Genomic DNA, 24,244 nt, shown 5'->3' with positions numbered 1-24,244 from the left:
CGTACTCGCGCACCGCGCTGGTGCGCGAGACCACCCGGCCACCGGGTCGCGCCGCAGGTGCTCGGGGATTCGCGATCGCGATTCTGTCGTCAGGAGCGCGCGAGCCGGGCCGCGAGATAGGGCGCGGTGGCGCTGCGCCGGGCCCTCGCCACCTTGCCCGGCGGACCCGCCGCGACCACCCGCCCGCCCGCGTCGCCGCCGCCCGGACCGAGGTCGATGACCCAGTCGGCGGTGGCGATCGTGGCCAGGTCGTGCTCGACGAGGACGACCGTGTTGCCGGCGTCGACGAGCCGGTGCAACTGTCGCAGCAGCAGCGCGATGTCCGAGGGGTGCAGCCCCGCCGTCGGCTCGTCGAGCAGGTAGAGCGCGTGCCCGCGGCGGGCTCGCTGCAGTTCGGTGGCCAGTTTGATGCGTTGCGCCTCACCGCCGCTGAGTTCCGTCGCGGGCTGGCCCAGCCGCAGGTACCCCAGTCCCACCTCGCGCAACGTCTCCAGACTGCGGGAGGCGGCCGGGACGGCGGACAGGAACTCGGCGGCGGCGTCGACGGACAGCGCCAGTACTTCCGCGATGTTCTTGCCGCGGTAGGTGACTTCCAGCGTTTCGGCGTTGTACCGGGCGCCTTCGCAGGTCGGGCACGGCGCGTAGGTGCCGGGCAGGAACAGCAGTTCCACCGCGACGAATCCTTCGCCCTGGCAGGTCTCGCACCGCCCTTCGGGCACGTTGAAGGAGAACCGCCCGGCCGAGTAGCCGCGCGCCCTGGCTTCGTCCGTCGCCGCGTACAGCTTGCGCACCGCGTCGAACATCCCGGTGTACGTGGCCAGGTTGGACCGGGGAGTTCGGCCGATGGGCCGTTGGTCGACCCGGACCAGCCGGTCGAACGACTCGACCCCCGACGCGTCCTGGACGTCGACCTCCAGCTGCGCCTCGTCGGGCTCCTCGGGCACGAGTCCGAGGTGGCCGCGGACGACCTCGGCGAGCACCTGCGTCACCAGCGTCGACTTTCCGGAACCGGACACGCCCGTCACCGCCGTCAGTACGCAGAGCGGTACGTCGACGGACACGTCGTGCAGATTGTGGCGGGAGACGCCGCGCAGGTGCAGCCAGCCGTGCGGTGCGCGCGGGCGGTGATCGAGCGGCTGGGCGCGCCCGAACAGGTACTGGCTCGTGGCGGACTCCCCGACCCGCTCAAGACCGGCGACCGGGCCGCTGTACAGCACGCGTCCGCCGCCCTCGCCCGCACCGGGGCCGATGTCGACCACCCAGTCCGCCCGCCGTACGACGTCCATGTCGTGCTCCACGACGAACAGCGAGTTGCCCGCCGCCTTGAGGCGGTCCAGCACGTCCAGCAGCGGTTCCGCGTCAGCCGGGTGCAGGCCCGCGGAGGGTTCGTCGAGGACGTAGACGACGCCGAACAGCCCCGAGCGCAGCTGGGTGGCGATCCGCAGGCGCTGCGCCTCGCCGGGCGACAGGGTCGTCGAGCGGCGCCCGAGGCTGAGATATCCGAGGCCCAGGTCGAGCAGTACGCCGATCCGCGCGACCAGATCGCCGCAGAGCCGGACCGCGACCTCGGTCGTCTCCCCGGATCGGGCGGTCGACGTGGTGGCGTCGGCCTCGGACCGCCCCGCGACGGGCCGCAGCAGCGCCACGACCTCGGTGAGCGGCATCGCGTTGATCTCGGCGATGGAACGTCCGGCGAAGGTCACGGCGAGCGCCTCGGGCCGCAGTCCGCTGCCGTGACACGCGGGGCAGGGCACACTCCTGACGAAACGGAGCGCCCGTTCGCGCATCTTCTCGCTCTTGGAGTCGGCGAGGACGTGCATGACGTGCTTGCGGGCGCTCCAGAACTTGCCCTGGTAGCCGTAGTCGACGCGGTCCTCCTCCGGCTCGATGTACACGGAGGGCTGCTCGTCCGTGTACAGCAGCCAGTCCCGGTCCTTCTTCCTGAGCCTGCGCCACGGTCGGTCGATGTCGATCCCCAGGCCGCTCACGACACTGCGCAGGTTGGCTCCCTGCCAGGCGCCCGGCCAGGCGGCGATCGCCCCCTCACGGATGCTCAGCGAGGGGTCCGGGACGAGCAGGTCCTCGGCGACGTCGTGCACGACGCCCAGTCCGTGGCACTCCGGGCAGGCGCCGACCGCGGTGTTGGGGGAGAACGACTCGGCTTCCAGCCGTGCGGCCCGGGGCGGATAGGTGCCGGCGCGGGAGTACAGCATGCGCAGCAGATTGGACAGCGTGGTGAGGGTGCCGACCGTCGAGCGCGAGCTGGGCGACCCGCGTCGCTGCTGCAGGGCCACGGCCGGTGGCAGTCCGGTGATTTCCTGCACGTGCGGTGCGCCGACCTGTTGCAACAGCCTTCGGGCGTACGGTGCTACGGACTCGAAGTAGCGCCGCTGGGCCTCCGCGTAGAGCGTGCCGAACGCGAGCGAGGACTTGCCCGAACCGGAGACGCCGGTGAAGGCGACCATCGCGTCCCGCGGAACGTCGACATCGATGTTCCGCAGGTTGTTCTCACCGGCGCCCCGGACATGCACGAAGGGGTCGGTCGCGTCCTTGTTCACCGTTCCTGATTATCTGATCGCGCCGGGAACCGCGCGACAGGCGCCGTCACCGGGCCCCGCTCACACGAGCGCTGTTCGAGAGTGCTTCACCGTTGATCCGTATGTGGGCGTGAAGGGAGCTGTGTCCCCGGGCCTCACCCTCTGCCCATGAGGAGGCTCGTTCGGCTGAAGCCTTATGGAGCCCCCGCCGCGAGGCGACCGCCCTTCGCGCCCACTCTCGATCGGCCCCGACTGGGGAGTCCCCGAACCGGTCGGGGCCTTCGCCTGCCCCCTGCCGGCGCGCTTCGGCGAACGCGGTGGTTCGCCTCCCGGTGGCGCACTCGCCCGGCGGCTCAGCCCCAGGTCGCGAACATGCGCCCATGGCGGCCATGACCGAGGGGGCAAGGGCGGCCGGCACGGCACCACCGCACCGGAGACCTGGGCTCCAGCAGCGGCAGCGCCTTGATGTTCGAGACCTGCCTGTGTCGACACATGTCGAACCAGCGCGGCCCGCCCGTGCTGGAGACCACCCTTCCCGGGGTCTTCGCCGCCCGGGCGCGCCGTTGACCGACGCGCCGTGGGCGCGGATCGAGCCGCTGCTCCCGGGCCGGACATCGAAGCGGGGTGGCCGGTGGCGCGGCGTGCGGTGCCGACCGGGGTGGCGCGGAGCGGGTGTTCGCGGTGGCGCACGCAACCGTGGCCCCGTGGTGGAGCAGGCCCCGCACGGGGAGGACGAGGAGATCCGACCGTACCGCCTGTACCTGCTGGTGGGGGCCAGCGTGTCACGCGGCGTCGGCGTTACCTCGGGGGCATCCTGTGGCCACGTGCGATCGCGGGGAGCAGTCGACGAGAAGGAGTCATGCGGGTGTCGTCTCAGGACGTTACGGTCGTGGCTCTTCTGGCGGATCCGGATGCACCGACGGAGATCGCGCAGCGCATGGCCCAGACGCTTCCCGATCGGCTCGCCGACAAGTCAGGCCGGGGACGACGGTTCGACGTCGAGGTGGTCAGTGAGCCCTTCACCGCAGGGGCCGAGGACCCGCCCACCTTGATGCACCGGATCATGGACCGCGGAAGTGAGGGGAATTGGGACATCGTCGTGGCCCTCACCGACCTTCCGCTGCACTCACATGGGCGCAAGCTCGTGGTGGACCTGAGTCACGAACACGGCTTGGCGCTGCTGTCTCTTCCCGCGCTGGGAGGCTTCCGGCTGCAGACAAAGGCCCGGCAGGCCGTGGAAGAAGCCGTGCTCAGCTTGGCGGGCCTGCAGGCCACGGGGGCTGAGGGGCCTCCGGGAAGTCAGCCGCTGCGGGGGCCCTTCATCGGTCGTCTCGCGCCTGTCCATCCGGGCCAGGTCGGTGAGGAGGAGATCGCCGATCTGCGGTACGTCGTCAGTGGGCCGCGCGGTTACCTGAGGGTGCTCGGCGGTATGGTCCGCGCCAACCGGCCGTGGCGCTTGGTGCCGGGCTTGTCGAAAGCCCTGGCTGCCGCACTCGCCACGGGAGCAGTCGCCACTGTGAACTCCACCATCTGGAACCTGGCCACGTCCCTGAGCACGCCACGCCTGGTGATCGCCACGGTCGGGTCTGTCGCGGTGATGGTCGGCTGGCTGATCGTGGACGCGAACCTGTGGCATCGAACGGATGAGGTTTCGCCGGAGGCGAGGAAGAGGGCGGTTCTCTACAACGCCTCGACGGTCGTGACCGTGGGTATCGGGGTGATCGTCTGCTACGTGGGTTTGCTGGTCATCAACCTGGTGTGGGCGCTGTTCATCCTCAACGACCGGGTGTTCGCTTCCACGACACGAACCCCGCTGCACGCCACGGAGTACTTGACCTTGTCCTGGTTCGTCGCTTCGGTCGCCACGGTGGGCGGCGCGCTGGGATCGGGCCTGGAGAGCGACGAGGCGGTCCGGGCAGCCGCCTACTCCAAGCGCGAACAGGAGCGTCGCAGCGCACTGCAGGACGACCACGGTGACTAGCGGGTGACCTCAGTCGGAGATGTGCCGTCGGCTGGTGGTCGTCCGGGTCCGGAGATTCCGCTGATCGGTCGGTGCGTATTTGTTTCGCCTCGGGGGCCGACGGGGACCCGCACGGCACGCCGCCGGAGCGCCGAAGCTCCCTCCGGCGGGCCGGCGGCGGAACCACCGTTCCACAGGTGAACGGCCCCAGAGGCGTGCCGGAGCCCTGGACCCCGTCGCAGCACTTCCGAGAGTCAGGCTCTTTGCGCCCTCTCCATCACCGCCGTGCCGCGACATCAAGGGAAGTCATCATGAAAGCAGCGGTATACGAAGGACCGCGAACGGTCACAGTGAAGGACGTACCGGACGCGAAGATCGAACATCCCTGCGACATCATCGTCAAGATCACCACCACCAACATCTGCGGTTCGGACCTGCACATGTACGAGGGCCGCACCTCGTTCGAGTCCGGCCGCACCCTGGGACACGAGAACATGGGCCAGGTGGTGGAGGTCGGCTCGGCCGTCCGCAAGGTCCAGGTCGGCGACTACGTGGTCCTGCCCTTCAACATCGCCTGCGGCTTCTGCAAGCAGTGCGAGCAGGGCCTGACCAATTACTGCCTGACCATGCAGCCGGAACCGGCCCTCGCGGGAGCCGCCTACGGATTCGCCGACATGGGCCCCTACCAGGGTGGCCAGGCGGAGCTGCTGCGCGTGCCTTACGGAGACTTCAACGCGCTGCGTCTGGGCGAGGACGCCGTCGAGCGGCAGACCGACTACGTGATGCTCGCCGACATCTTCCCCACCGGCTATCACGCCACCGAGATGGCCCACGTCAAACCGGGCGACCAGACCATCGTCTTCGGGGCCGGTCCGGTTGGGCTGATGGCGACCTATTCCGCCCTCCTCAAGGGCGCCGGCCGCGTCTGGACGGCCGACCACCAGCCCGACCGGCTGCGCAAGGCGGAGGAGATCGGGGCCATCCCGATCAACACCTCCGAGCAGAACCCGGCGGAGGTCGTCAAGGAGGCCACCCTCGGTCTGGGCGCCGACAACGGCTGCGAATGCGTCGGCTACCAGGCACACGACCCCCAGGACCACCACGAGGACGCCAGCCTCACGCTCAACGGCCTGATCGACTCGGTCAGGTTCACGGGCGACATCGGCGTGGTGGGCGTGTTCCTGCCCGAGGACCCCGGCGGCGCGGAGGCCCAGGGGGAGCTGGAAGCTCAGGGCAAGGTCCCGATCGACTTCGGCATGATGTGGTTCAAGGGCCAGCGCATGGGGACCGGGCAGGCGCCGGTGAAGAAGTACAACCGGGCGCTGCGGGATCTGATCGCCGGCGGGAAGGCGAAGCCGAGTTTCGTCGTCTCCCACGAGCTCAGCCTGGACGAGGCCCCCACCGCCTACGAGCACTTCGACGCCCGTGACGAGGGCTGGACCAAGGTGGTCCTGCATCCGAACGGACACGGGAACGGCCACAAGCGGTAAGGAAAACCCGAAGGCCGCCGTCCGCCTGTTCCCGGGGGCGGATCCGGCCGACGAGTGGCGATCGACCCCGGCTCCACGGGGACTGACGGACGGCGTTTCGCTTGCTCTCCGGTCGGACCTGAACCAGGGGCGATCGCCCGCGTCCGGCCCGGTAGAACCGATGACGGACGCCTCACCCGGGCCGGATTGCCGGGCGCCTGCTCGACAGGCCGGGTCTGAACCCGCTCCTGAAGTCCAAGCCATGGTTGCCGTCTTCGCCGATCCGCGAGGACTTCCGCCAAGGTCTGTGGTGGCGTCCGGCATGTCAGGTTGCGTCCGAGAAGTGGTGTCAGGGTTCGCGTCGAGAGACCGAGGACAGCCACGAGCGGCTTCGCGGCCTTCGCCGACCGAGCCGCAGCATGCTGATCCCACCCGATCTCCCCTACTCCCGGACGACGGAGGCAGCGGGACCGGCATAGGGTTACTTGGTGGCCCAATTATCAGCCTAGCCAGTGCCTTCGGCTTGGCCGCGATCACAGTCCGGAACGGCCCCCGTGCGGAGACGACCCCGAGCCGGACGCCCGGCAGGCAGATCGCGAACGGCCGTGCCCGTGGCGGGCACCAGGGGCGTACGCAACGGCAGGCCAGCCACCAAGGGGACGAACGCCACCCGTCGGTGCGCGCCGCATGCGCCTGCCATTCACGGAGGATCAGTCACCATGTCGCCAGCGTCCGAATCGGTCCGGAGCAAGGACGAGGCGGTACCGACCGTCGCCGACGCCCCGATGAGCGAGGCACTCTTCCGCGCTGCCCGTATGCACCGGATCACGGCGGCCCACCTGCTGCGTGAAACGGGCCTGTACCCCGGGCAGGAACTGCTGATGATGCAGCTCTGGGCACAGGGTGAACAGCGTCAGGCCGATCTGATCAAGACGCTGGCCCTGGATCCCTCCACCGTCACCAAAATGCTGCAGCGCCTCGAGCAGTCCGGATTCGTCACCCGCAGCCCCTCCCCGCACGACCGGCGGGCAGTCGTGGTGAAGCCCACCCGGGCCGGCCGGGCCCTGCGAGACCGGGTCCAGCAGGCTTGGCGGGACCTGGAGGCGATCACCTCCGCGGGGTTCACGCAGGAGGAGTACGAGCAGGCGATGCGCGTCCTGAACCGGATCGAGGCCAACCACAGCCGCACACCGTCCGCAGACGGTGAGCCCCCGGCTTCGCCGTGACCGTGGCGCGTCCGGTCGTACGAGTCACTCAGGCGGGTCACCGCTACGGGGGCGCCGTTTCGGCGGCAGGCCCGGCCGGCCTGCAGGGTCCGGGCCTGCCGGCCCGTCAGTTCGGCGGAAGCACGATCTCACGCTTGAGGATCTTGCCGGTGGCGCCCTTGGGCAGGGCATCGACGATCCGGCCCCGGAGCCGATCCTGATCGTGGAGGTCGCGGAGGCGGTCAGGGCCGGCACGACGGCGGGAGAGGTTCCGGCAACGCCCGGGTTGAGGCGGCGCTCGGCGAACCAACATGCGCTGAGTTGGGGGTACTTATGGATCTTCCGGTCCACCCCGCTGCTGGTGCAGTTGCCGTTCTGGTTCAACATCGGCGCCCTCTACCCGACGCTCGTCCTCGGCGTTCCCTTCGGGCCTCGGTTCGTCACCGTCAAGACGGTCAACCTGCTCGGCCCCACCCTCACCGCCGCCCATCGGGCCGACCCTGCACGAAGCCGCCTACGCCGCCGAGGTGGTACGCGGCGGCATCCTCTCGGTGGACGCCGGCCAGATGGAGGCCGCCCAGTCTCTCGGCATCGGCAGACGGCACGCCCTGCACCGGATCGTCATTCCGCAGGCGATGCGCTCGATCGTGCCGACCGCCGACCACGCTCCGCGCCCGGTCGGCCAGGGTGACCGCATCCGAGGTCCGCCCGGCGGCCGACGGCAACCCGTGACCTCGCCGCGTGTGGCCTTCCCTACATTTCCTATCGATTTACTAGGGAAGCGTTGACGACCACCGCCCGGGGTGCGCAGGATGATGCACATGTCCCACGCACAGCAACGACTCGTTCGTCGTCGGCATGTCGACTTTGGTCACGTCGTCAGCGCCGCCTGCTGTCGCGCGTAAGGCACACGGCTGACACACAGCGCGTGCCGCTCCGCTCCTTCCCTCTCGCCCCGGGCGATCAGGCGAGCCCCATTCCATCGCGCCTGACGTCCCGCCGTACTTCCGAAGGACGACCGCCATGACCACGGCACTTCCGGCCCAGGCCACCACCCCATCGGTTTCACCGCTCCCCGATGTGCGCCGTCTCCGACTCGTCGGGGACCACGCGCCGGACGGCGACGAGGGACACGACTCCGCTGCCCTCGTCGGGTACCTCGTGTTCGTTCCCGAGGGCACCGATCCCACGGAGCTCTTCGCCAAGGACGTGACACGGTCGGAGATCCGGCCGGTCGCCTACACGGACTCACCTCCCGCCCGGCGGACGGGAGGCGACGCCGTCCGTATCGACACCGCGCGCCATGTCGCGGAGGTGGACGGACGCGAACTCGACCTCACCTACCTGGAGTTCGCACTGCTGGCCCACCTCGTTCTGCATCCCCACCAAGTGCACTCGCGCGAGCAGCTGATGGTCCGCATATGGGGCTACGACCACATCGGCGACGGCCGCACCGTGGATGTCCACATCGCGCGCCTGCGCCGCAAGCTGGGCGAGGCTCATCGGCACCGGATCGTCACCGTACGGCGCATGGGCTACAAGTACATGCCCGACCAGCAGCAGAGCATCGGCACCGCACCTTGCCGTCGACCTTGAGGAGACCCCCGCCATGGGCGTTGCCACTGCGCCGTCCGGCCCCACTTCGGAGTCCGACCGGACAGGGCCCGGCCGTGCGCACTGGTTGCGCGTGGCCCGCGAGACCGCGGACGACCTGGCCACCGACGCGGCGGCCCGGGAGCAGGCGGGCAAGGCCCCATTCGACGAGGTGTCCCGCCTGCGCGAGGCGGGGCTGCTGACGCTCCTCATACCGGCCGAGTCGGGGGGCGGCGGCGCGGACTGGCCCACGGCCTACGCCGTGGTCCGGGAGATCGCCGCGGCCGACGGCGCGATCGGCCAACTGCTCGGCTGTCACTACTTCCTGTCCTGGAGCACCCGGTTCCTCGCCGAGCCCTCCCACGCCGCCCGGCTCGAGCGACGCTACGCGGCCGAGCAGTGGTGCTGGGGTGGTGGTCTGGCCCGTCAGGAATCCCCTCTTGCGTTGACCAGGGCCGGCGGCGGCCACGTGCTCAACGGCCGGCAGAGCTACTCCACCGGAGTCCTGGTCGCCGACCGCCTCGCCGTGTGTGCCGTGCGGGCCGACACCGGCGAACCACTCGCCGTCGTCGTCGATCCCGCCGAACAGGGCGTGGGGATCGACGGTGACGCCGACACCTTCGGCCAGCGGCTCGCAGCCGGCGGGAGTGTGGAGTTCGATGCCGTGCCGGTTGCCGCCGACGACGTCCTGGGTTCCCTGTCCGCGGAGGAGGAGACCCTGTCCCCCCTGGCCGCCCTGGTATCACCGGTCGGCCGGCTTCTCTCCGTCCAGCTCCGTGTCGGCATGGCCGAGGGGGTGCTCGCCGAAGTCCGGGAGTACAGCCGGCCGGGTAACTCACCCTGGCACCCCGCCTGGCCGGTCGGCTCTCCCCAGGACCCGCACGCCCTGGCCGTCTACGGGGAACTCACGGTCCTCACCCGCTCGGCGTCCGCCCTCACCGATCAGGCGCTGGAAGCCGTGCACGGCGGGCTGGAGCGCGGCGAAGACCTCACCCATGACGAGTACGCGGACATCTCCGTCCTCGTGGCCATGGCGGAAGCCGCCGCCTCCCGGGCCGCGCAGGAGTCCACCGCCCGCGCCCTCGACATCGTCGGCGCCCGCTCCGCGTCTTCGCGGCAGGGCTTCGACCGCTTCTGGCGCAATGCCCGGACCCATACCTTGTACGAGCCCGTCGCGGGCCGGCTCCGAGACGTCGGGGACTACTTCCTCAACGGCGCGCACCCGCCGTTCGTCCTGCCCGTCTGACGATTACCGGCCTACCCGGAGCGCCGGATCAGCAGTAAATACATCGCTGCAAGAATAAACTGGGCTCGATCTCTCGCCGCCGACCGGGCATGAGTGAATTCACCACGCCTGCCGTCCAGGCGATTGTGAACGCCGTACTTCAGCCACATGTCGAATGTTTGAGAATATGAGACGCACGCGCAGGCGACATTGACTTGGCCGGATTTCGCTGCGACTCTCTTGGCTGTGAGCACGTCCGAGTACCTCGCCGCGCGCCTGCACGTCGACCTGCGACGTCAGGCCAGCGCCATCTGTGCCGTCGGTCGCCGTACCCGCTGACAGGCACAGCCCTCCCGCGCTCCATTTCACCGTCGGCTACTGCGTCACGGCCTTGTCTTCGCAGACGCCGGGTTCCCCGCAGGTATTTCTGGCGAGATCTCACTTCCGCAATTCGGCGTTTGCCGTGCACCCCTTTGAGTCATATCTCGCCAAGCCTTCCCGGCGGCACCGACGAACTCGGGCACCGCAGTACACACTCCAGCCGCTCCATCGATCTCGAAGGACCCCTTCCATGGCCACGACGGCATCGACCCGACGCCAGTTTCTCTCTCTTCTCGGTCTTTCGGCGGTGGCCGTGAGCTGTGGCACCACCGCGACCGAAGCCACGTCCGGCCGGGGCCGGACCAAGACGCTCCGGTACCAGGGCTGGGCGGGCCAGGTCACCCTGCCGGAGCTGGCCGAGGACCTCGGCTATCTGGGAGATGTGAAGCTGAAGTGGATCGGCAACACGATCAGCGGGCCGCAGGACATCCAGTCCGCGGCCACGGGCCAGGTCGACTTCGGGGGCGCGTTCAACGGCGCGGTCGTCAAACTCGCCGCGAACAAGGCCCCCATCAAGGCGGTCATCAGCTACTACGGCTCCGACAAGTACGCCTACAACGGCTTCTACGTCCTCGAGGACAGCCCGATCCGCTCGGCCGGGGACCTGGTCGGCAAGAAGGTCGGCATGAACACCCTCGGCGCCCATTCCGAGGCCATGCTCGACATCTATCTCAAGCGAGGCGGTCTGTCGCGGTCGGAGACCGGCAAGGTGGAACCCATCGTGGTGCCTCCGGTCAACGCCGAACAGACGCTGCGCCAGAAGCAGATAGACGTGGCCGTGCTCGGCGGCATCCTGCGGGACAAGGCCCTGGCAACCGGAGGCATCCGACCGCTGTTCACCGACTACCAGCTGCTCGGCGCGTTCAGCGCCGGCACCTATGTGATGACCGACCGCTTCCTCGAGCAGAACCCCGATACGGCGCGGGTCTTCGTCACGGGCGTAGGAAGAGCCATCGAGTGGGCCCGTTCCACTCCGCACGACGAAGTCGTCGCCCGGATGACGGACATCGTGAAGAAGCGCGGGCGCAACGAGGACCCCGCACCGCTGAAGTACTGGCGGTCCTTCGGAGTCGCCGAGAGGGCGGGGCGGATCACCGGCAAGGAACTGCAGCTGTGGATCGACTGGCTGACCGAGCGCGGCGACATCAAGAAGGGGCAGGTCAAGGCGGCCGACCTCTACACCAATGAGTTCAACGCGGCTTCTTCCTCCTCGGCGAACGGGAGCTGACCCGATGCCGGAAAACACCACACCCAAGATCGCGCTGAAGCAGGTGCGAAAGGACTTCGCCGTCAAGGACCGTGGGGCGCATCAGGCCCGGCAGGGCACCCGGTTCACCGCCCTCGACGGCATCGACCTGGACATAGCGGCCGGCGAGTTCGTCGTCCTGGTCGGTCCCAGCGGCTGCGGAAAGTCCACCCTCCTGGATCTCCTCGGTGGCCTCGCCCACCCCACCGCCGGGCAGGTCCTGCTGGACGGCAAACCCGTCACCGGGCCGGGCCTCGACCGCGGCATCGTGTTCCAGCAGTACGCGCTGCTGCCGTGGCGCACGGCGCAGGGCAACGTCGAGTTCGGCCTGGAGGCCACCGGCGTCCCACGACGTCGACGTGCGGCACGAGCCAGGGAGTTCCTGGAGTTGGTCGGCCTGTCCGGGTTCGAGGACCGCCATCCCCATGAGCTGTCGGGCGGGATGCGGCAGCGGGTGGCGATCGCCCGCAGCCTTGCCTACGACCCCGATGTGCTCCTGATGGACGAGCCGTTCGCCGCGCTGGACGCCCAGACCCGGGAGTCGCTGCAGGACGAACTGCTGCGCATCTGGCAGCGCACCGGCAAGACCGTCGTCTTCATCACCCATGGCATCGACGAGGCCGTCTACCTGGGCCAGCGCGTCGCCGTCATGACATCGAGGCCCGGCCGCATCAAGCGGATCGTGCCGGTCGCCTTCGGCTCCCGTACGGCGACGGACGACCTCCGCTCCAGTCCCGAGTTCGCACGCTACCGGCACGAGATCTGGTCGCTGCTGCACGACGAGGTGGCCAGGGCCCAGCAATTGGAGAAGGAGGAGGCTTCCGTATGAGCCCCGCAACCGGCACGGCCACCGGCACGAACACAACGCCTGGATCCGCGGGCGCCACCGAGCCCGCCCCGGCCGCTTCCCCGGCCGCTTCCCCTGCCACATCCGCCACCTCGTCCGCGCCACCCGGGGTATCGACGTCGCACGTGCGCCGAGTCGCCTCCCCGACGGTCCAGGTCCGCCGTGCGGTGCGCCGGCTGCCGTACCTGCTGGTGAAGGGGGCAACCAAGTCCGCGGCGATCGTGGCTCTGCTGCTCCTGTGGGAGACGGCACCGCGACTCGGCCTGGTCGACCGGACCTTCCTGCCGCCGTTCGGCGAGGTCGCCCGCGCCTGGTGGGGGCTGGCAGCCGACGGGCAGCTCGCCGACAACGCACGCGCCAGCCTGGTCCGCTCCTTCAGCGGATTCGGTCTCGCCGTGGCCGTCGCCGTACCGCTCGGCCTGCTGATCGGCTGGTACCGGCCGGTCGCCGACCTCCTCGGACCGCTGCTGGAGGTCTTCCGCAACACCGCGGCACTGGCCCTGCTGCCGGTCTTCGTTCTGCTCCTGGGCATCGGCGAGACCTCGAAGATCTCCATCGTGGTGTACGCGTGCACCTGGCCGATCCTGCTCAACACCATCAGCGCGGTCCGCAACGTCGACCCGACCCTGCTGAAGCTGGCGAAGTCGATGGACCTGTCCGCGCCCCGGCTGTTCCAGAAGGTCATCCTGCCCTCCTCGATACCGGTGATCTTCACCGGCATCCGGCTGGCCGGAGCGGCGTCCATTCTGGTCCTGGTCGCCGCCGAGATGATCGGCGCCAAGGCGGGCCTCGGCTACCTGATCAACGCGTCGCAGTACAACTTCGCGATCCCGCAGATGTACGCGGGCATCCTCACGATCTCCGCGATCGGTGTGGTCTTCAACCAGTTCCTGGTGGCCGCGGAGCGGCGGCTCAGCTCCTGGCGCGTACCCGCAGGCGGCTGACCCCGCCACCGGCTCACCTCATCGCCTCCCCGTCCCGTCGAGCGGGCCGTCCGGCCCGGGGACCGCGGCAGCCGCGACCACGACGCCCACCGCGCTCCGGCCCCCGCTCGTCTCGTCTCCCCGCTTCCGAGGAACCTCATGACCACGACCAGCCCCCGTCAGCTGCACCTCAACGCCTTCCTGATGAACGCCGGCCACCACGACGCCGCCTGGCGACACCCCCGTACCCAGCCCGAACGCGTCACCGATCTGCGCTACTTCCAGCAGCTGGCGCTCACCGCCGAACGCGGCCTGCTCGACTCGGTCTTCCTCGCCGACGGCCTCGCCCTGTGGGGCAAGGTCCGGCACAACGCGCTCGGCGGCTTCGAGCCGCTGACCCTGCTGTCCGCCCTGGCCGCGGTCACCCGGCACGTCGGCCTGATCGCCACCGTCTCCACCACCTTCAACGAGCCCTTCCACACCGCCCGCAAGTTCGCTTCCCTGGACCACATCAGCGGTGGCCGGGCCGGCTGGAACATCGTCACCTCCGGCACCGTGGACGAGGCCCGGAACTTCGGGCAGGACGAGCACCTGGAGCACCGGCTGCGCTACGACCGGGCGCGGGAGTTCGTGGAGGTCGCCACCAAGCTGTGGGACAGCTGGGAGGACGACGCGATCCTGCTCGACCAGGAGCGCGGCGTCTACGCCGACACCGGCAAGGTGCGGAAGATCAACCACCGTGGCGAGTACTTCGGCGTGCAGGGGCCCCTGAACGTACCGCGCACCCCACAGGGATACCCGCTGCTGGTGCAGGCCGGCTCGTCACAGGACGGCAAGGAGTTCGCCGCCCAGTACGCCGAGGCCGTCTTCACCGCCCAGCAGACCCTCGCCGACGGCCAGGCCTTCTACAAGGACCTCAAGTCCCGGCTGGCCCGCCACGGCCGCACCGAGGACCAGCTGCTGGTCCTCCCCGGCATCGCGCCCGTCATCGGCTCGACCGAGGCCGAGGCCCGCGCACTGGAACGGGAACTGACCGACCTTCAGGTTCCCGAATACGGGCTTGCACAGCTGTCCGGGATGCTCGGCACCGACCTCACCGGGCTCCCACTGGACGGCCCGCTGCCCGACCTGCCCGAGGAACGGGACATCAACGGCAACAAGAGCCGCTTCACGCTCGTCGCCGAACTCGCCCGTCGCGACCGCCTCACCCTGCGCGACCTCATCGCCCGTCTCGGCGCCGGCCGCGGCCACCGCGTCTTCGCCGGCGCCCCCGAGCAGATAGCCGACGAGCTCGAGGAGTGGTTCACCCAGGGCGCCGCCGACGGCTTCAACATCATGCCGCCCCATCTGCCGGGCGGCCTGGAGGACTTCGTCGACCACGTCGTGCCGATCCTGCAGCGCCGTGGCCTGTTCCGCACCGAGTACACCGGCCGCACCCTGCGCGAGCACTACGGCCTGGCCCGCCCCGTCAACCGGCTGGTCGCGGCAGCCGTCGGCGAAGGGCAGCCGGTATGAGCGGGCCGGACCCACCACCGACGTCCTGGTGGTCGGCGGCGGGCCCGAGGCCACCCGGGCCGCGCTCGAAGCCGCGCAGGACGGGGCCGACGTGGTCCTCGCCGGCAAGGGCCACCGCGGCACCAGAGGTGCCACCGCCTCGGCCGGGACCGGTGTCCGGTACCCCGCCGGAGCCCGCTGCGCGCGAGGCGGCCATGGCGAGCAGGGAAGCCTGGCGGGGCACGGACGGCATCCCCGTGCTCACCCGCCGCGACGACTGCCGGACCTGCTTCCGGTGCGAGGCGAACCGGCCGGCCGACGCCCTGACCGGCGCGCCCCAGACCCGCCCATCCAATCGACGACTCCACTGCCCTGGAGGAGGAGTACCTGGACCGTACCGGCCTGCTCGGCGGCTACCGCCGGCACATCGGCTGGTCCAAGCCGCACCCCCGGAGCCCTGCCTGGGGTTCGGGGCCGCACACCCGGCGCCCTGCGAGCCGTCGGTCCTCCCCTCGGACCGCCGGGGTCCAGGAACCTCCCTGCCCATCACCTCCCGATGACTCCCAGCCGATCACCTCACTGATCCCTTCCCGGAAGGACACCCGCACATGACCACCGACACCGGCTTCGACATCCGCAGGATCGGCGGCCGTATCGGCGCCGAGATCCTCGGCGTGGATCTCTCCGCCGACCTCGACCCCGCCGTCGTCACCGAGATCAACTCCGCGCTCCTGGAACACAAGGCACTCGTCTTCCGCGACCAGAACCTCGACGACGCCGGCCAGCTCCGCTTCGCCTCCCTCTTCGGCGAACTCACCACCGCGCACCCCACCGTCCCCTCCGTCGACGGCCGGCCCCACATCCTGCCCGTCGACGGCGACGAGGGCATCCGCGCCAACCACTGGCACACGGACGTCACCTTCGTCCGGACGCCACCGAAGGCGTCCACGCTGCGCAGCATCGTGGTCCCGCCCCACGGCGGCAACACCCTCATCGCCAACTCGGCCGCCGCCTACCGCGACCTGCCCGAACCGCTGCGCGAGCTGGCCGACAAGCTCTGGGCGGTGCACACCAACGACTACGACTACGCCGCCCCGAAGAGCGAGAAGGCCGCTGAGCATCGCAGGCGGTTCGTCTCCCGCAAGTACCGCACCGCGCACCCCGTCGTCCGCGTCCACCCCGAGACCGGGGAGCGCGGCCTGTTCATCGGCGGCTTCGCGCAGAGCATCGTCGGGCTCAGCCCCTCCGACTCCCGCGACCTGCTGCGCATCTTCCAGTCGTACGTCACCCGCCCGGAGAACATCGTGCGTGTGGCCTGGACGCCGGGCGACCTCGTCCTGTTCGACAACCGCATCACCCAGCACTACGCCCCCGACGACTACGGCGACCTCCCGCGCCTGCTGCACCGGGTGACCGTCGCGGGTGACGTCCCCGCCGGTGTCGACGGCACTCTCAGCCACGCCATCGAGGGCGACGACGCCTCCCACTACACACCCGCCGCGGCCTGACCCTCTCCGGCCGCCGGGCGGGGCACCCACCCCCGCCCGGCGGCCTGCCCGCAACGGATGCCGACCGATCCGTACGGGATAATGGACACATGCGGATCTCAGCCAGAGCGGACTATGCGGTACGTGCCGCACTGCAGCTCGCCGCCTCAGGGGATGACGGGCCGATGAAGGCCGAGGCCATCGCCGAGGCTCAGGACATCCCGCACAAGTTCCTCGAAAGCATTCTCAACGACATGCGCCGGGGCGGTCTCGTGCTCAGCCAGCGCGGCGGCAACGGCGGCTACCGGCTGGCCAGGCCCGCCGAGTCCATCAGCGTCGCCGACGTCATCCGCGTCGTGGACGGACCGCTGGTCTCGGTCCGCGGGGTCCGCCCCCCGGAGCTGTCCTACACCGGCCCCGCCGAGTCGCTGCTGCCCTTGTGGATCGCACTGCGGTCCAACGTGCGCGAGATCCTCGACGGCGTGTCGCTCGCCGACGTCGCATCCGCCCGACTGCCTGCCGAAGTGTCCGCGTTGAGTGATGCCCCAGGAGCTTGGGTAAACCCCTGACACGCTGAGCCATTCGGCACATCCCGGATTACGAGACAGGGCTGTCCATCATGCGAACACCCCCTTGGGGCGGCCGCCACCTTCTGCCACGATCCCTAGCGGCCCGGTAGGAAAACTAGGGAAAGTGGGGGTGGGACCATGAGATCGCTCAACCGCGCAGTCCTTTCGCTGCCCCTGCTGACCTCGCGCCGCCACATCGACTTCGGCCGTACTTCCAGTGCCTACTGTCGGTCTGTCTGAGCCGTCCGCAGAACCCACCGGCAACCGCACAGAAACCGAGCCCTGCTCCTCCCGCCGACCCACCTGATTCGGCGGGCGGGTCGCCCTCGGCTGACGGCGCCGCCCCATGCTCGAGGAGCGGCACGACTGTGACGGAGGCGCAACGCCCACTCCCCCACGATCCGCCCCTCGGCCCGAGACGGCATTCCCGCTGCCACGGGTCGGCGAGCGGAGTACAGGTGCGCGCCCATGGGCCTCACACCTCGCCTTTCCGTACCTCCCTGATCATCCACGCCCCTGAGAGGACACCTCCGTGTCTGCCGCAAGACCGCTCACCACCCTGCGCACCATCGCCGTCATAGCGGCGCTCCCCGTCCTGCTGACCGCCTGCGGGTACGGATCCAAGTCCACCGCCGACGGGCAGAAGACCGCGGTGGCGGCGGGTGCCAAGAAGCTGTCCGCCGACGAGGTGAAGATCGGCTACTTCCCCAACCTCACGCACGCCACTGCTCTCGTGGGCGTCCAGGAGGGCCTGTTCCAGAAGGAGCTCGGCGGCACCACGATCAAGACCTCCACCTTCAACGCCGGCCCCTCCGAGATCGAGGCGCTGAACGCCGGGTCCATCGACATCGGCTGGATCGGCCCTTCCCCCGCCATCAACGGCTACACCAAGTCGGGCGGCAAGAACCTGCGGATCATCGGCGGTTCCGCCTCCGGCGGCGTCAAGCTGGTCATCAACCCGAAGAAGATCAAGTCCCTTCAGGACGTCAAGGGCAAGAAGATCGCCACTCCTCAGCTGGGCAACACGCAGGACGTCGCGTTCCTCAACTGGATCGCGGACCAGGGCTGGAAGGTCGACGCGCAGAGCGGCAAGGGCGACGTCTCCGTCGTCCGTACGGACAACAAGATCACCCCGGATGCCTACAAGTCCGGCTCCATCGACGGCGCCTGGGTGCCGGAGCCGACCGCATCCAAGCTGGTCGCGGAGGGCGCGAAAGTACTGCTCGACGAGTCGTCCCTGTGGCCCGACAAGAAGTTCGTGATCACGAACATCATCGTGTCCCAGAAGTTCCTCAAGGAGCACCCCGACGTCGTCGAGGCCGTGCTGCGCGGCTCCGTGAAGACCAATGGGTGGATCAACGCCAACCCGGAGAAGGCGAAGGCCTCCGCCAACGCGGCACTGGACAAGCTGTCGGGCAAGGCGTTGCCCGCCGACGTCATCGACCCGGCCTGGAAGTCGATCACCTTCCTCGACGACCCGCTGGCCTCCACGCTCAACACCGAGGCGGAGCACGCGGTCAAGGCCGGCCTGCTGGAGAAGCCCGACCTGAAGGGCATCTACGACCTCACGCCGCTCAACAAGGTCCTCAAGACCGAGGGCAAGGGCGAGATCGGCGACGCCGGTCTCGGCACCAGGTAGCGACAGCCGGGCCGATGAGTTCCCAGGAGGTGACGACCGTGGCCATCACGGCCTCCGAGGCCGCCGATGACGCCGGGCGAGTTCGTCACCTCCTGGGGGCCTCCGGCTGCGGCAAGTCCTCCGTGCTCAACCTGGTCGCGGCTCACCGCACAGAGGTTCGGCCATGGGATGCCTCCTGGAGGACCGTGCTTCGTGTGACGAGATGAGCGCCCCGGATCGCGGGGAGGCGGAACCGGGGCTCGCCACCGACGCCATGCCCGCCACCCCTGCGTTGCGGCTCCCTCCTGACACGATGCTTACGGCGATCCGGGGGACACCGACGTGTTGGTGAAGTGGGTGACGGGGCGCTCCATGCGTTCGCCGTCGACGGTGATGTCGGCCTCCTCGTTGTAGAAGGCGAGCAGGCCCTTGATGCCGCCCACCGCGGGCAGCGGGTCCGGATAGCTCCAGACGATGTTCGGCGGTACGTCGGACTCGCCCCGCCACGACCAGTACGCGGCGGTGCCCTTGTAGGGGCATCCGGTGCTGTGGTCGGTGGGCTCCAGCAGGTCGAGACGGACGTCCTCGCGGGGGATGTAGTAGCGCGTCGGCAGGCCGGTTTCGAAGAGCAGCACCGGTCGGCGGGTGTCCGCGACGACCGTGCCGCCGATCTCGACCACGACGTGGCGGCTGCTGGGGATGGCGTCCACCCGCTTGTGCGGGTCGCGCGGGTGGACGAAGATCTCTTCCTCTTCCTCGTACCAGTGGTCCAGCCCCCGGCCGACCCGTCGGAACCACTCGAAGGCGATGTGGCCGGCCAACTCGGCGGCGGGGAAGGTCCAGGCCGCGTTCTCCACGGTCTCGCCGCCCGCTTCGAGGTCGTAGAAGACCTGCGAACCGGTGTGCGTGCCCTTCGGCGGGTTCCTCGCCGGACGGAGCAGTTCCTCGCGGACCTCCGCGCGGGGGAAGGCGTACAGCGGGACGGGGACACCGGGCTCCCAGACCAGGACGGGGTGCCGGCTGTCGACGACCGTCACATCGCCCTTACGCCCGCGCACCCAGCGTTCACTCGGCTCCCACAGGAGCCCTTCCGGGGTGGCCCTGACGGTCGGCGCGGTGGGGAACGGGGGCATGACCGGCTCTCCTTCGGTTCGCTCACCGGGCCGCTTCGGCAAGGTGGGCACGGTCCTCGCGCGAGGCCGCGACCCGTTCGGGACGGCCGCACACCCCTGGGTACCCCTCGACGGTGCCGCCGGCACGCTCCCACGCCGAGACCGGCTCGTGGTCGCAGCCGCCGGCGGCTACGAGGGCCGCATCCTAGAGCCGCCAGTCACGGCCGCTGTGCCCGGCGGTGCCGGGGCCCGGGCGGGCGGACTGTTGCTGCCGCTCCTGGTCGATCTCCTCGCGCTGTGCCTGGAGATAGCCCAGGGCTGCGGTCCGCTGCTGCTCCCGTTCCTCCGGGGACTGCTGCTCGTACTCCCGGCGCGCCTCGGCGATGCGCTCGCCGAGCGCTTCGGAGTACGCCCCGACCCGCAACGCCTCACGCAGGCCGATACGGCCGGAGAGAACCTCCCGGGCCATCTCCTGGAGCGCGCTGTTGCCCGACTGACTGTCCGCCAGCCGCTGGAGGGACTTGCGCAGGGCCCTGGCGCGGGCCTCGTCGCGGGCTATGTCCATCAGGTCGGTGTCGCCGATCTGGCGTTCCCGGTCAGCCATGGTGTGTGTTCCCTTTCGCCCGCGCCCTAGGCGACGGCCGGATTGTCATAGGTGGCGCCGACCGCCGGGAAGTTCTGGAGCTGGGCGTAGACGGCCGACCCGAGACCCTCCAGCGCGCCCACTCCTCCGTTGACGATGGCCTGGGCCTTGCCGAACATCTCGGTGGCCTGGCCCCACAGCCTGAGGATCTCGGTGATCTCGAGCGCGGCAAGGCCGTAGCCGACCAGCATGCCCGCGCCGCTCCATGACAGCAGCGTTCCCGCGGCCAGTTCGATGCCCGTGATGATCAGGCCGTCGGCGATACCGCCGAGGATGCCCTTGACGCCCTCCGCGGCCGAGTACGCGGCGTGCGCGAGGTGCTTGTAGGTGTCGGCGAGGGAGTCGAAGGTCTCGCCGCTCTGGTTGAGCTTCTTGGCCAGTTCGTCGAAGTACACATAGGCCGCGTCGGCGGCGTTGCCGTTCCACGTCGCATCCAGCGCCGCGTTGCCGGAGCTGAGGTTCTTCGCGATGTCGTCACAGGCCTTGCCGATGTTCTGCCACACTTCGGCGCACTTGGCGAAGGACTCCCAGTCGCCCGCGAACCACTGGATCACCTCGTCGAGCGGGTTGAATCCGAAGACCGCGTTGTACGCCTCGGTGATCCAGTATGTGGGGCTCACCAGGTCGCTGACGTCGTTGAAGATGTCGAGCAGCGCGCCCTGTGAGAACTCCTCGGGAGTTTTGGGCGGCGTCAGACGGCTCGACGGCTCGGCGGTGTCGGAGAACCCGGACACTCAGCATCCTCCATGCATATGAGCGGTGTTCAGCGCTTGCTGGTGGGGTAGGTGGCATCGAGCCTGGCCGCGTTGCCGTGATCGGCCTGGCGGTAGTACGTGGCACTCTTCGCCAGTTCGGTCTCGGCCGCCCGCAGCACGGACTCGGCCTTGGTGAGCGCCGCGCTCACGCGTTCCACGACACCGCTGTGCGCCCCCGCGATCAGGCCGAAGAGACCGTCGTCGGCCACCGCCACATGGCCGTTCTGCTGGGCGTAGCGGCCGGCGTGCCCGAAGTCCTCTGCGGCTCTTCCGACTTGTGCGGCGTAGCTGTCGAGGTCGTCCGGATGGACTTCGAATCCCATGCGGGCTCCCCCGTGATCGTTCCTTGGCCTGCGGTACGTTACCTCACGTGCTGAATCCACCCAGGGACGATCTACAGAGGGAGCTGGACCGGTCCCCGCTGTCCGCGCCGGACGCCCGGGCATCCCGCGCCGAGATGTGGCACCGGATCAGGTGGAACGTCCTGGCCCTGTCGCTGATGCTGGCGACGATGACCGGACTCGGGTCCCTCGCCCTGCTCTTCGTGGGCAAAGGCGTCTTCGTCGGTGTCGTCGGCCCGCTGCTGATGGCGGTGGCCGCGGTGGGCTCGGTCAGGGGCTACCGGCGCCGTGAGTGGCCCTGGTCGCTCGGCGCCCTCGCCGTCGAGATCGCCTGGTTCGCGGTGCTGAGCGTGCTCCTGAACTGAAGCGGCCGAACCGAGGCGGCCCGAGGGCCACGGCGCGGTCTCGACAGGTCCGGCCGTGGGCCCGGCGTCCGCCGTCGCGGCCGGACGACGCCTTGGCCCGCCGTCCGTTCACAGCCGTACGATGACCAGCGCGATGTCGTCGCGGGCCCCGCCGGCCACTCCGAGTTCCGCGAGCAGCGCGTCGGCCACGCGTTCGGGGCTGAGGGTGCAGTAGCGGCTCAGAGCCTCGGTCAGGCGGTTCAGGCCCACCCCGATGTGCTCGTCGCGCCGCTCGATCAACCCGTCGGTGTAGAGCACGAGGAGATCCCCGCGCGTGTACATCTGGCCGGCCTGGGGGCGGGGCACGTGCTGGGGGCGTGCCCCCAGCGGCGGGTCGGTCGCCTGGTCGAGAAGCTCCCAGTCGCCGTCCGGGTGCACCAGCACGGGGGGCGGGTGTCCCGCATTGCTGTAGATGATCAGCCGGCTGTGGGTGTCCACCATGACCTTGACGGCCGTGGTGTTCAGGGCGCCCTGGACCGACCGGGCGTACAGGCCCACCACCTCCATGGCCTGAGCCGGCCGCTCCAGCGCACGGATGGCCGCGCCCAGCGCGCTGCGCAGCATCCCCATCACGGCGGCGGCCTCCAGGCCGTGGCCGACGACGTCGCCGACCGCCACCGAGAAGCGGCCGTCGGACAGGTCCACGACGTCGTACCAGTCTCCGCACACGTTGAGCGAGCCGGTGGCGGGCAGATAGCGCACCGCCACGTTCTCGTGCCGGTCCAGGTCGGGCGACTGGAGCATGGCTTCCTGCAAGGTGACGGCCACCTGGCGCTCACGGTTGTGGGCCTGCCTCAGCTCCTCGTTCAGCACCTGGAGCTCGCGTGCCCGCGCGTACAGCTCGGCCTCCAGTGCCTCGCGCTCGGTGAGCTGCCTGGACGTGCGGCGGGCGCTGTGCGCATGGGCGTGGACGTACGCGGTGACGTCCTCCACCCGGTGGATGATCCAGGCCACGCTTCCGTCCGGGCCCTGGATCGGCGTGTTGACGGGGGACCACCAGCGCTCCTCGAAGGCGCCGGGCCGCCCGACGATGGGGATGTCGTACTTCTGCAGCGCCATCGTGTCGGGCTCCCGGGACACCAGGACCCGGTGCAGCGAGGCGTTCAGGTTGCGCACGCCGTCGGCCTCGGGATCGGCGGGGTTGTCCGGGAAGGCCTCGAAGATGTGCTGCCCGATCAGGTCGTCCCGGGTCCTGCGGGTCGCGTCCAGATACGCCTGATTGACCTCCGCGATCACCAGGTCGGGGGCCAGGACGAGGTACGGGCTCGGGGTGGCGGCGAACAGCGCCGCGTAGTCCATCTGCGACGGCTGCATCGTCACCGTCTCCCTTCCTGCCCTCCCCCGCGGCAACCCTCCCTTCACGCTACGGTCCGCTCAGCTCGGCCGCCCACCGCGAGCGCGTGCCCCCTGTTCAGGGCAGCCGATCGGCGCCGTCCAGCAGGGTCTGCGGGGCGTGCACCCGGCCAGGCGGGCGAAGCCCAGTGCGTAGTCGTGCAGGTTGTGCCGGACGGTGGTCAGCGCGGCCCGGCAGGCCGTGTTGCCGTGCCAGGCGGATTCGGGGGCGCCCGGGTGCGCTTGTTCGTGGGCGTGCAGCCGGGGGTGCCAGGTCGAGAGGAAGGGGCGCAGCTCATGGTTGAGCATGCTTGAGGGTGTCGCGGGTGTCGCGGGTGTCGCGGGTCGTGGCGAAGAGCCCGTACAGACAGCCGGGCGCCTCGCGCAGCAGGCCCTCGTCATGGCCAAGGGGCCGGGTGGACACCCGGGTGGCCACCCGGGTGACCCCGGGTGGCCGTCTCGACGAACAGATGCCAGGCCATCTGCCGGGCGTCGTTCTTCCCGACGAACGTCAGCTCGCTGACCTGCGGGACCCGGACGGTGACCTCGCTGAGGCGCGCGGCGCGGCCGTGGACCTGGGGAGGATCACCACGGCGAGGGCGCCGGCCAGGCCGCCGGTGATGACGAACAGATTGCGGCCGCTGATCCGGGTGACGCTGAAGACGGCCGGGCCGGTCCCGGCGCCGACCACCACGGCGGCGGGCAGCCGGAGGCCCTGCGGAGCGGCGCCAGTGTTCCTCGGGCGCGTACCCGGCGGCCCGCCACGCATGCTGGGCCGTCTCGTTGCGCAGCAGCACCATCGCGTCCCCGCGGCGCCCCCCGAGCCGTACGAACCGCTCCTCCGCCGCGGCCAGGAGGGCCGAGCCGATACCGTGCCGTCGCCGGTCCGGGTGCGCCGCGAGCCGGTACGGATGGCAGCGCCAGCCGTCGAAGCCGGCGATCACCGTCCCGGCGAGTCCGCCGTCCTGCTCGGCGAGGAGCAGCGCGTCCGGCTCACGGTCGAGGAGCCGCTCCACACCCTCCCGGTCGTCGCTGATGCTCGTGCCTTCGGCGCGCACTCCGTTCCGGAGCGTGGTCCACCATGTCCTCTCCGTCTCGCCCCC

Annotated in this window: 21 protein-coding genes and 2 pseudogenes; 15 read left to right on the top strand and 8 right to left on the bottom strand. The window is 70.0% G+C overall.

Annotated elements, in window-relative coordinates; genetic code table 11:
• Window positions 1-89 precede the first annotated feature (89 nt).
• The gene (gene uvrA / locus LZ604_RS18745) at window positions 90-2,558 is read right to left on the bottom strand and encodes an excinuclease ABC subunit UvrA (RefSeq protein WP_234516525.1); all 2,469 of its coding nucleotides are present in this window, start codon (window positions 2,556-2,558) and stop codon (window positions 90-92) included.
• Between the two features lie 838 nt (window positions 2,559-3,396).
• On the opposite strand from uvrA, the gene LZ604_RS18740 reads away from it, so the two are divergent.
• From LZ604_RS18740 to LZ604_RS18680, 14 genes and pseudogenes are all read left to right on the top strand, one after another.
• Complete coding sequence (locus LZ604_RS18740) at window positions 3,397-4,518, top strand: hypothetical protein (RefSeq protein WP_234516524.1); 1,122 nt, start codon at window positions 3,397-3,399, stop codon at window positions 4,516-4,518.
• 290 nt (window positions 4,519-4,808) lie between these two features.
• Window positions 4,809-5,987 (top strand): glutathione-independent formaldehyde dehydrogenase, encoded by a 1,179-nt coding sequence (locus tag LZ604_RS18735; RefSeq protein WP_234516523.1) that lies wholly within the window; start codon window positions 4,809-4,811, stop codon window positions 5,985-5,987.
• A gap of 698 nt (window positions 5,988-6,685) precedes the next feature.
• Complete coding sequence (locus LZ604_RS18730; RefSeq protein ID WP_234516522.1) at window positions 6,686-7,192, top strand: MarR family winged helix-turn-helix transcriptional regulator; 507 nt, start codon at window positions 6,686-6,688, stop codon at window positions 7,190-7,192.
• A 271-nt stretch (window positions 7,193-7,463) separates the two neighbouring features.
• Window positions 7,464-7,830: pseudogene (locus tag LZ604_RS18725) on the top strand (ABC transporter permease subunit); the annotation flags it as partial.
• Window positions 7,831-8,194: 364 nt separating this feature from the next.
• Complete coding sequence (locus LZ604_RS18720; protein WP_234516521.1) at window positions 8,195-8,767, top strand: winged helix-turn-helix domain-containing protein; 573 nt, start codon at window positions 8,195-8,197, stop codon at window positions 8,765-8,767.
• A 13-nt stretch (window positions 8,768-8,780) separates the two neighbouring features.
• Window positions 8,781-10,010 carry an acyl-CoA dehydrogenase family protein gene (locus tag LZ604_RS18715; protein ID WP_234516520.1) on the top strand — a complete coding sequence of 410 codons (1,230 nt, stop codon included), beginning with the start codon at window positions 8,781-8,783 and terminating at the stop codon, window positions 10,008-10,010.
• Between the two features lie 225 nt (window positions 10,011-10,235).
• Window positions 10,236-10,328, top strand: a complete 93-nt coding sequence (locus LZ604_RS36270; RefSeq protein ID WP_344412657.1) for a putative leader peptide — start codon at window positions 10,236-10,238, stop codon at window positions 10,326-10,328.
• A 232-nt stretch (window positions 10,329-10,560) separates the two neighbouring features.
• Window positions 10,561-11,598: an ABC transporter substrate-binding protein gene (locus LZ604_RS18710; RefSeq protein ID WP_234516519.1), complete on the top strand. Its 1,038-nt coding sequence runs from the start codon at window positions 10,561-10,563 to the stop codon at window positions 11,596-11,598.
• Between the two features lie 4 nt (window positions 11,599-11,602).
• Complete coding sequence (locus LZ604_RS18705) at window positions 11,603-12,445, top strand: ABC transporter ATP-binding protein (RefSeq protein WP_234516518.1); 843 nt, start codon at window positions 11,603-11,605, stop codon at window positions 12,443-12,445.
• Window positions 12,442-13,407 (top strand): ABC transporter permease, encoded by a 966-nt coding sequence (locus tag LZ604_RS18700; RefSeq protein WP_234516517.1) that lies wholly within the window; start codon window positions 12,442-12,444, stop codon window positions 13,405-13,407. The genes LZ604_RS18705 and LZ604_RS18700 overlap by 4 nt, the downstream gene beginning before the upstream one ends.
• 138 nt (window positions 13,408-13,545) lie before the next feature.
• A complete protein-coding gene (locus tag LZ604_RS18695) occupies window positions 13,546-14,901 on the top strand; it encodes an LLM class flavin-dependent oxidoreductase (protein ID WP_234516516.1) in 1,356 nt (451 codons plus the stop codon).
• Between the two features lie 587 nt (window positions 14,902-15,488).
• Window positions 15,489-16,388, top strand: a complete 900-nt coding sequence (locus tag LZ604_RS18690) for a TauD/TfdA dioxygenase family protein (RefSeq protein WP_234516515.1) — start codon at window positions 15,489-15,491, stop codon at window positions 16,386-16,388.
• An 89-nt stretch (window positions 16,389-16,477) separates the two neighbouring features.
• Window positions 16,478-16,936 (top strand): RrF2 family transcriptional regulator, encoded by a 459-nt coding sequence (locus LZ604_RS18685; protein ID WP_234516513.1) that lies wholly within the window; start codon window positions 16,478-16,480, stop codon window positions 16,934-16,936.
• Between the two features lie 532 nt (window positions 16,937-17,468).
• The gene (locus tag LZ604_RS18680; protein ID WP_234516511.1) at window positions 17,469-18,575 is read left to right on the top strand and encodes an aliphatic sulfonate ABC transporter substrate-binding protein; all 1,107 of its coding nucleotides are present in this window, start codon (window positions 17,469-17,471) and stop codon (window positions 18,573-18,575) included.
• A 296-nt stretch (window positions 18,576-18,871) separates the two neighbouring features.
• Here LZ604_RS18680 and LZ604_RS18675 read toward each other — a convergent pair whose 3' ends face one another.
• The 4 genes from LZ604_RS18675 to LZ604_RS18660 form a co-directional block, all read right to left on the bottom strand.
• Window positions 18,872-19,687: a DUF427 domain-containing protein gene (locus tag LZ604_RS18675; protein WP_234516509.1), complete on the bottom strand. Its 816-nt coding sequence runs from the start codon at window positions 19,685-19,687 to the stop codon at window positions 18,872-18,874.
• 184 nt (window positions 19,688-19,871) lie between these two features.
• On the bottom strand, window positions 19,872-20,270 hold the full coding sequence (locus tag LZ604_RS18670) for a hypothetical protein (protein WP_234516507.1): 399 nt from the start codon (window positions 20,268-20,270) through the stop codon (window positions 19,872-19,874).
• A 26-nt stretch (window positions 20,271-20,296) separates the two neighbouring features.
• A complete protein-coding gene (locus tag LZ604_RS18665) occupies window positions 20,297-21,043 on the bottom strand; it encodes a WXG100-like domain-containing protein (RefSeq protein ID WP_234516505.1) in 747 nt (248 codons plus the stop codon).
• A gap of 29 nt (window positions 21,044-21,072) precedes the next feature.
• Entirely contained in the window at window positions 21,073-21,387 is a 315-nt protein-coding gene (locus LZ604_RS18660) for a type VII secretion target (RefSeq protein WP_234516504.1), read from the bottom strand.
• 47 nt (window positions 21,388-21,434) lie between these two features.
• Between LZ604_RS18660 and LZ604_RS18655 the strand changes: the two genes are divergently transcribed.
• Window positions 21,435-21,770 carry a hypothetical protein gene (locus LZ604_RS18655; protein WP_234516502.1) on the top strand — a complete coding sequence of 112 codons (336 nt, stop codon included), beginning with the start codon at window positions 21,435-21,437 and terminating at the stop codon, window positions 21,768-21,770.
• A 108-nt stretch (window positions 21,771-21,878) separates the two neighbouring features.
• Here LZ604_RS18655 and LZ604_RS18650 read toward each other — a convergent pair whose 3' ends face one another.
• The 3 genes and pseudogenes from LZ604_RS18650 to LZ604_RS18640 all read right to left on the bottom strand — a co-directional run.
• Window positions 21,879-23,123 carry a PP2C family protein-serine/threonine phosphatase gene (locus LZ604_RS18650; protein ID WP_234516583.1) on the bottom strand — a complete coding sequence of 415 codons (1,245 nt, stop codon included), beginning with the start codon at window positions 23,121-23,123 and terminating at the stop codon, window positions 21,879-21,881.
• Window positions 23,124-23,183: 60 nt separating this feature from the next.
• The gene (locus LZ604_RS18645) at window positions 23,184-23,450 is read right to left on the bottom strand and encodes a hypothetical protein (RefSeq protein ID WP_234516500.1); all 267 of its coding nucleotides are present in this window, start codon (window positions 23,448-23,450) and stop codon (window positions 23,184-23,186) included.
• Window positions 23,451-23,851: 401 nt separating this feature from the next.
• Window positions 23,852-24,193 (bottom strand): annotated as a pseudogene (locus tag LZ604_RS18640) (GNAT family N-acetyltransferase); the annotation flags it as partial.
• Between the last annotated feature and the right edge of the window lie 51 nt (window positions 24,194-24,244).

The sequence above is a fragment of the Streptomyces glomeratus genome (assembly GCF_021462825.1).
Taxonomy (GTDB): Bacteria; Actinomycetota; Actinomycetes; order Streptomycetales; family Streptomycetaceae; genus Streptomyces; species Streptomyces glomeratus.
This window is presented reverse-complemented; position numbering and strand designations above follow the sequence as displayed.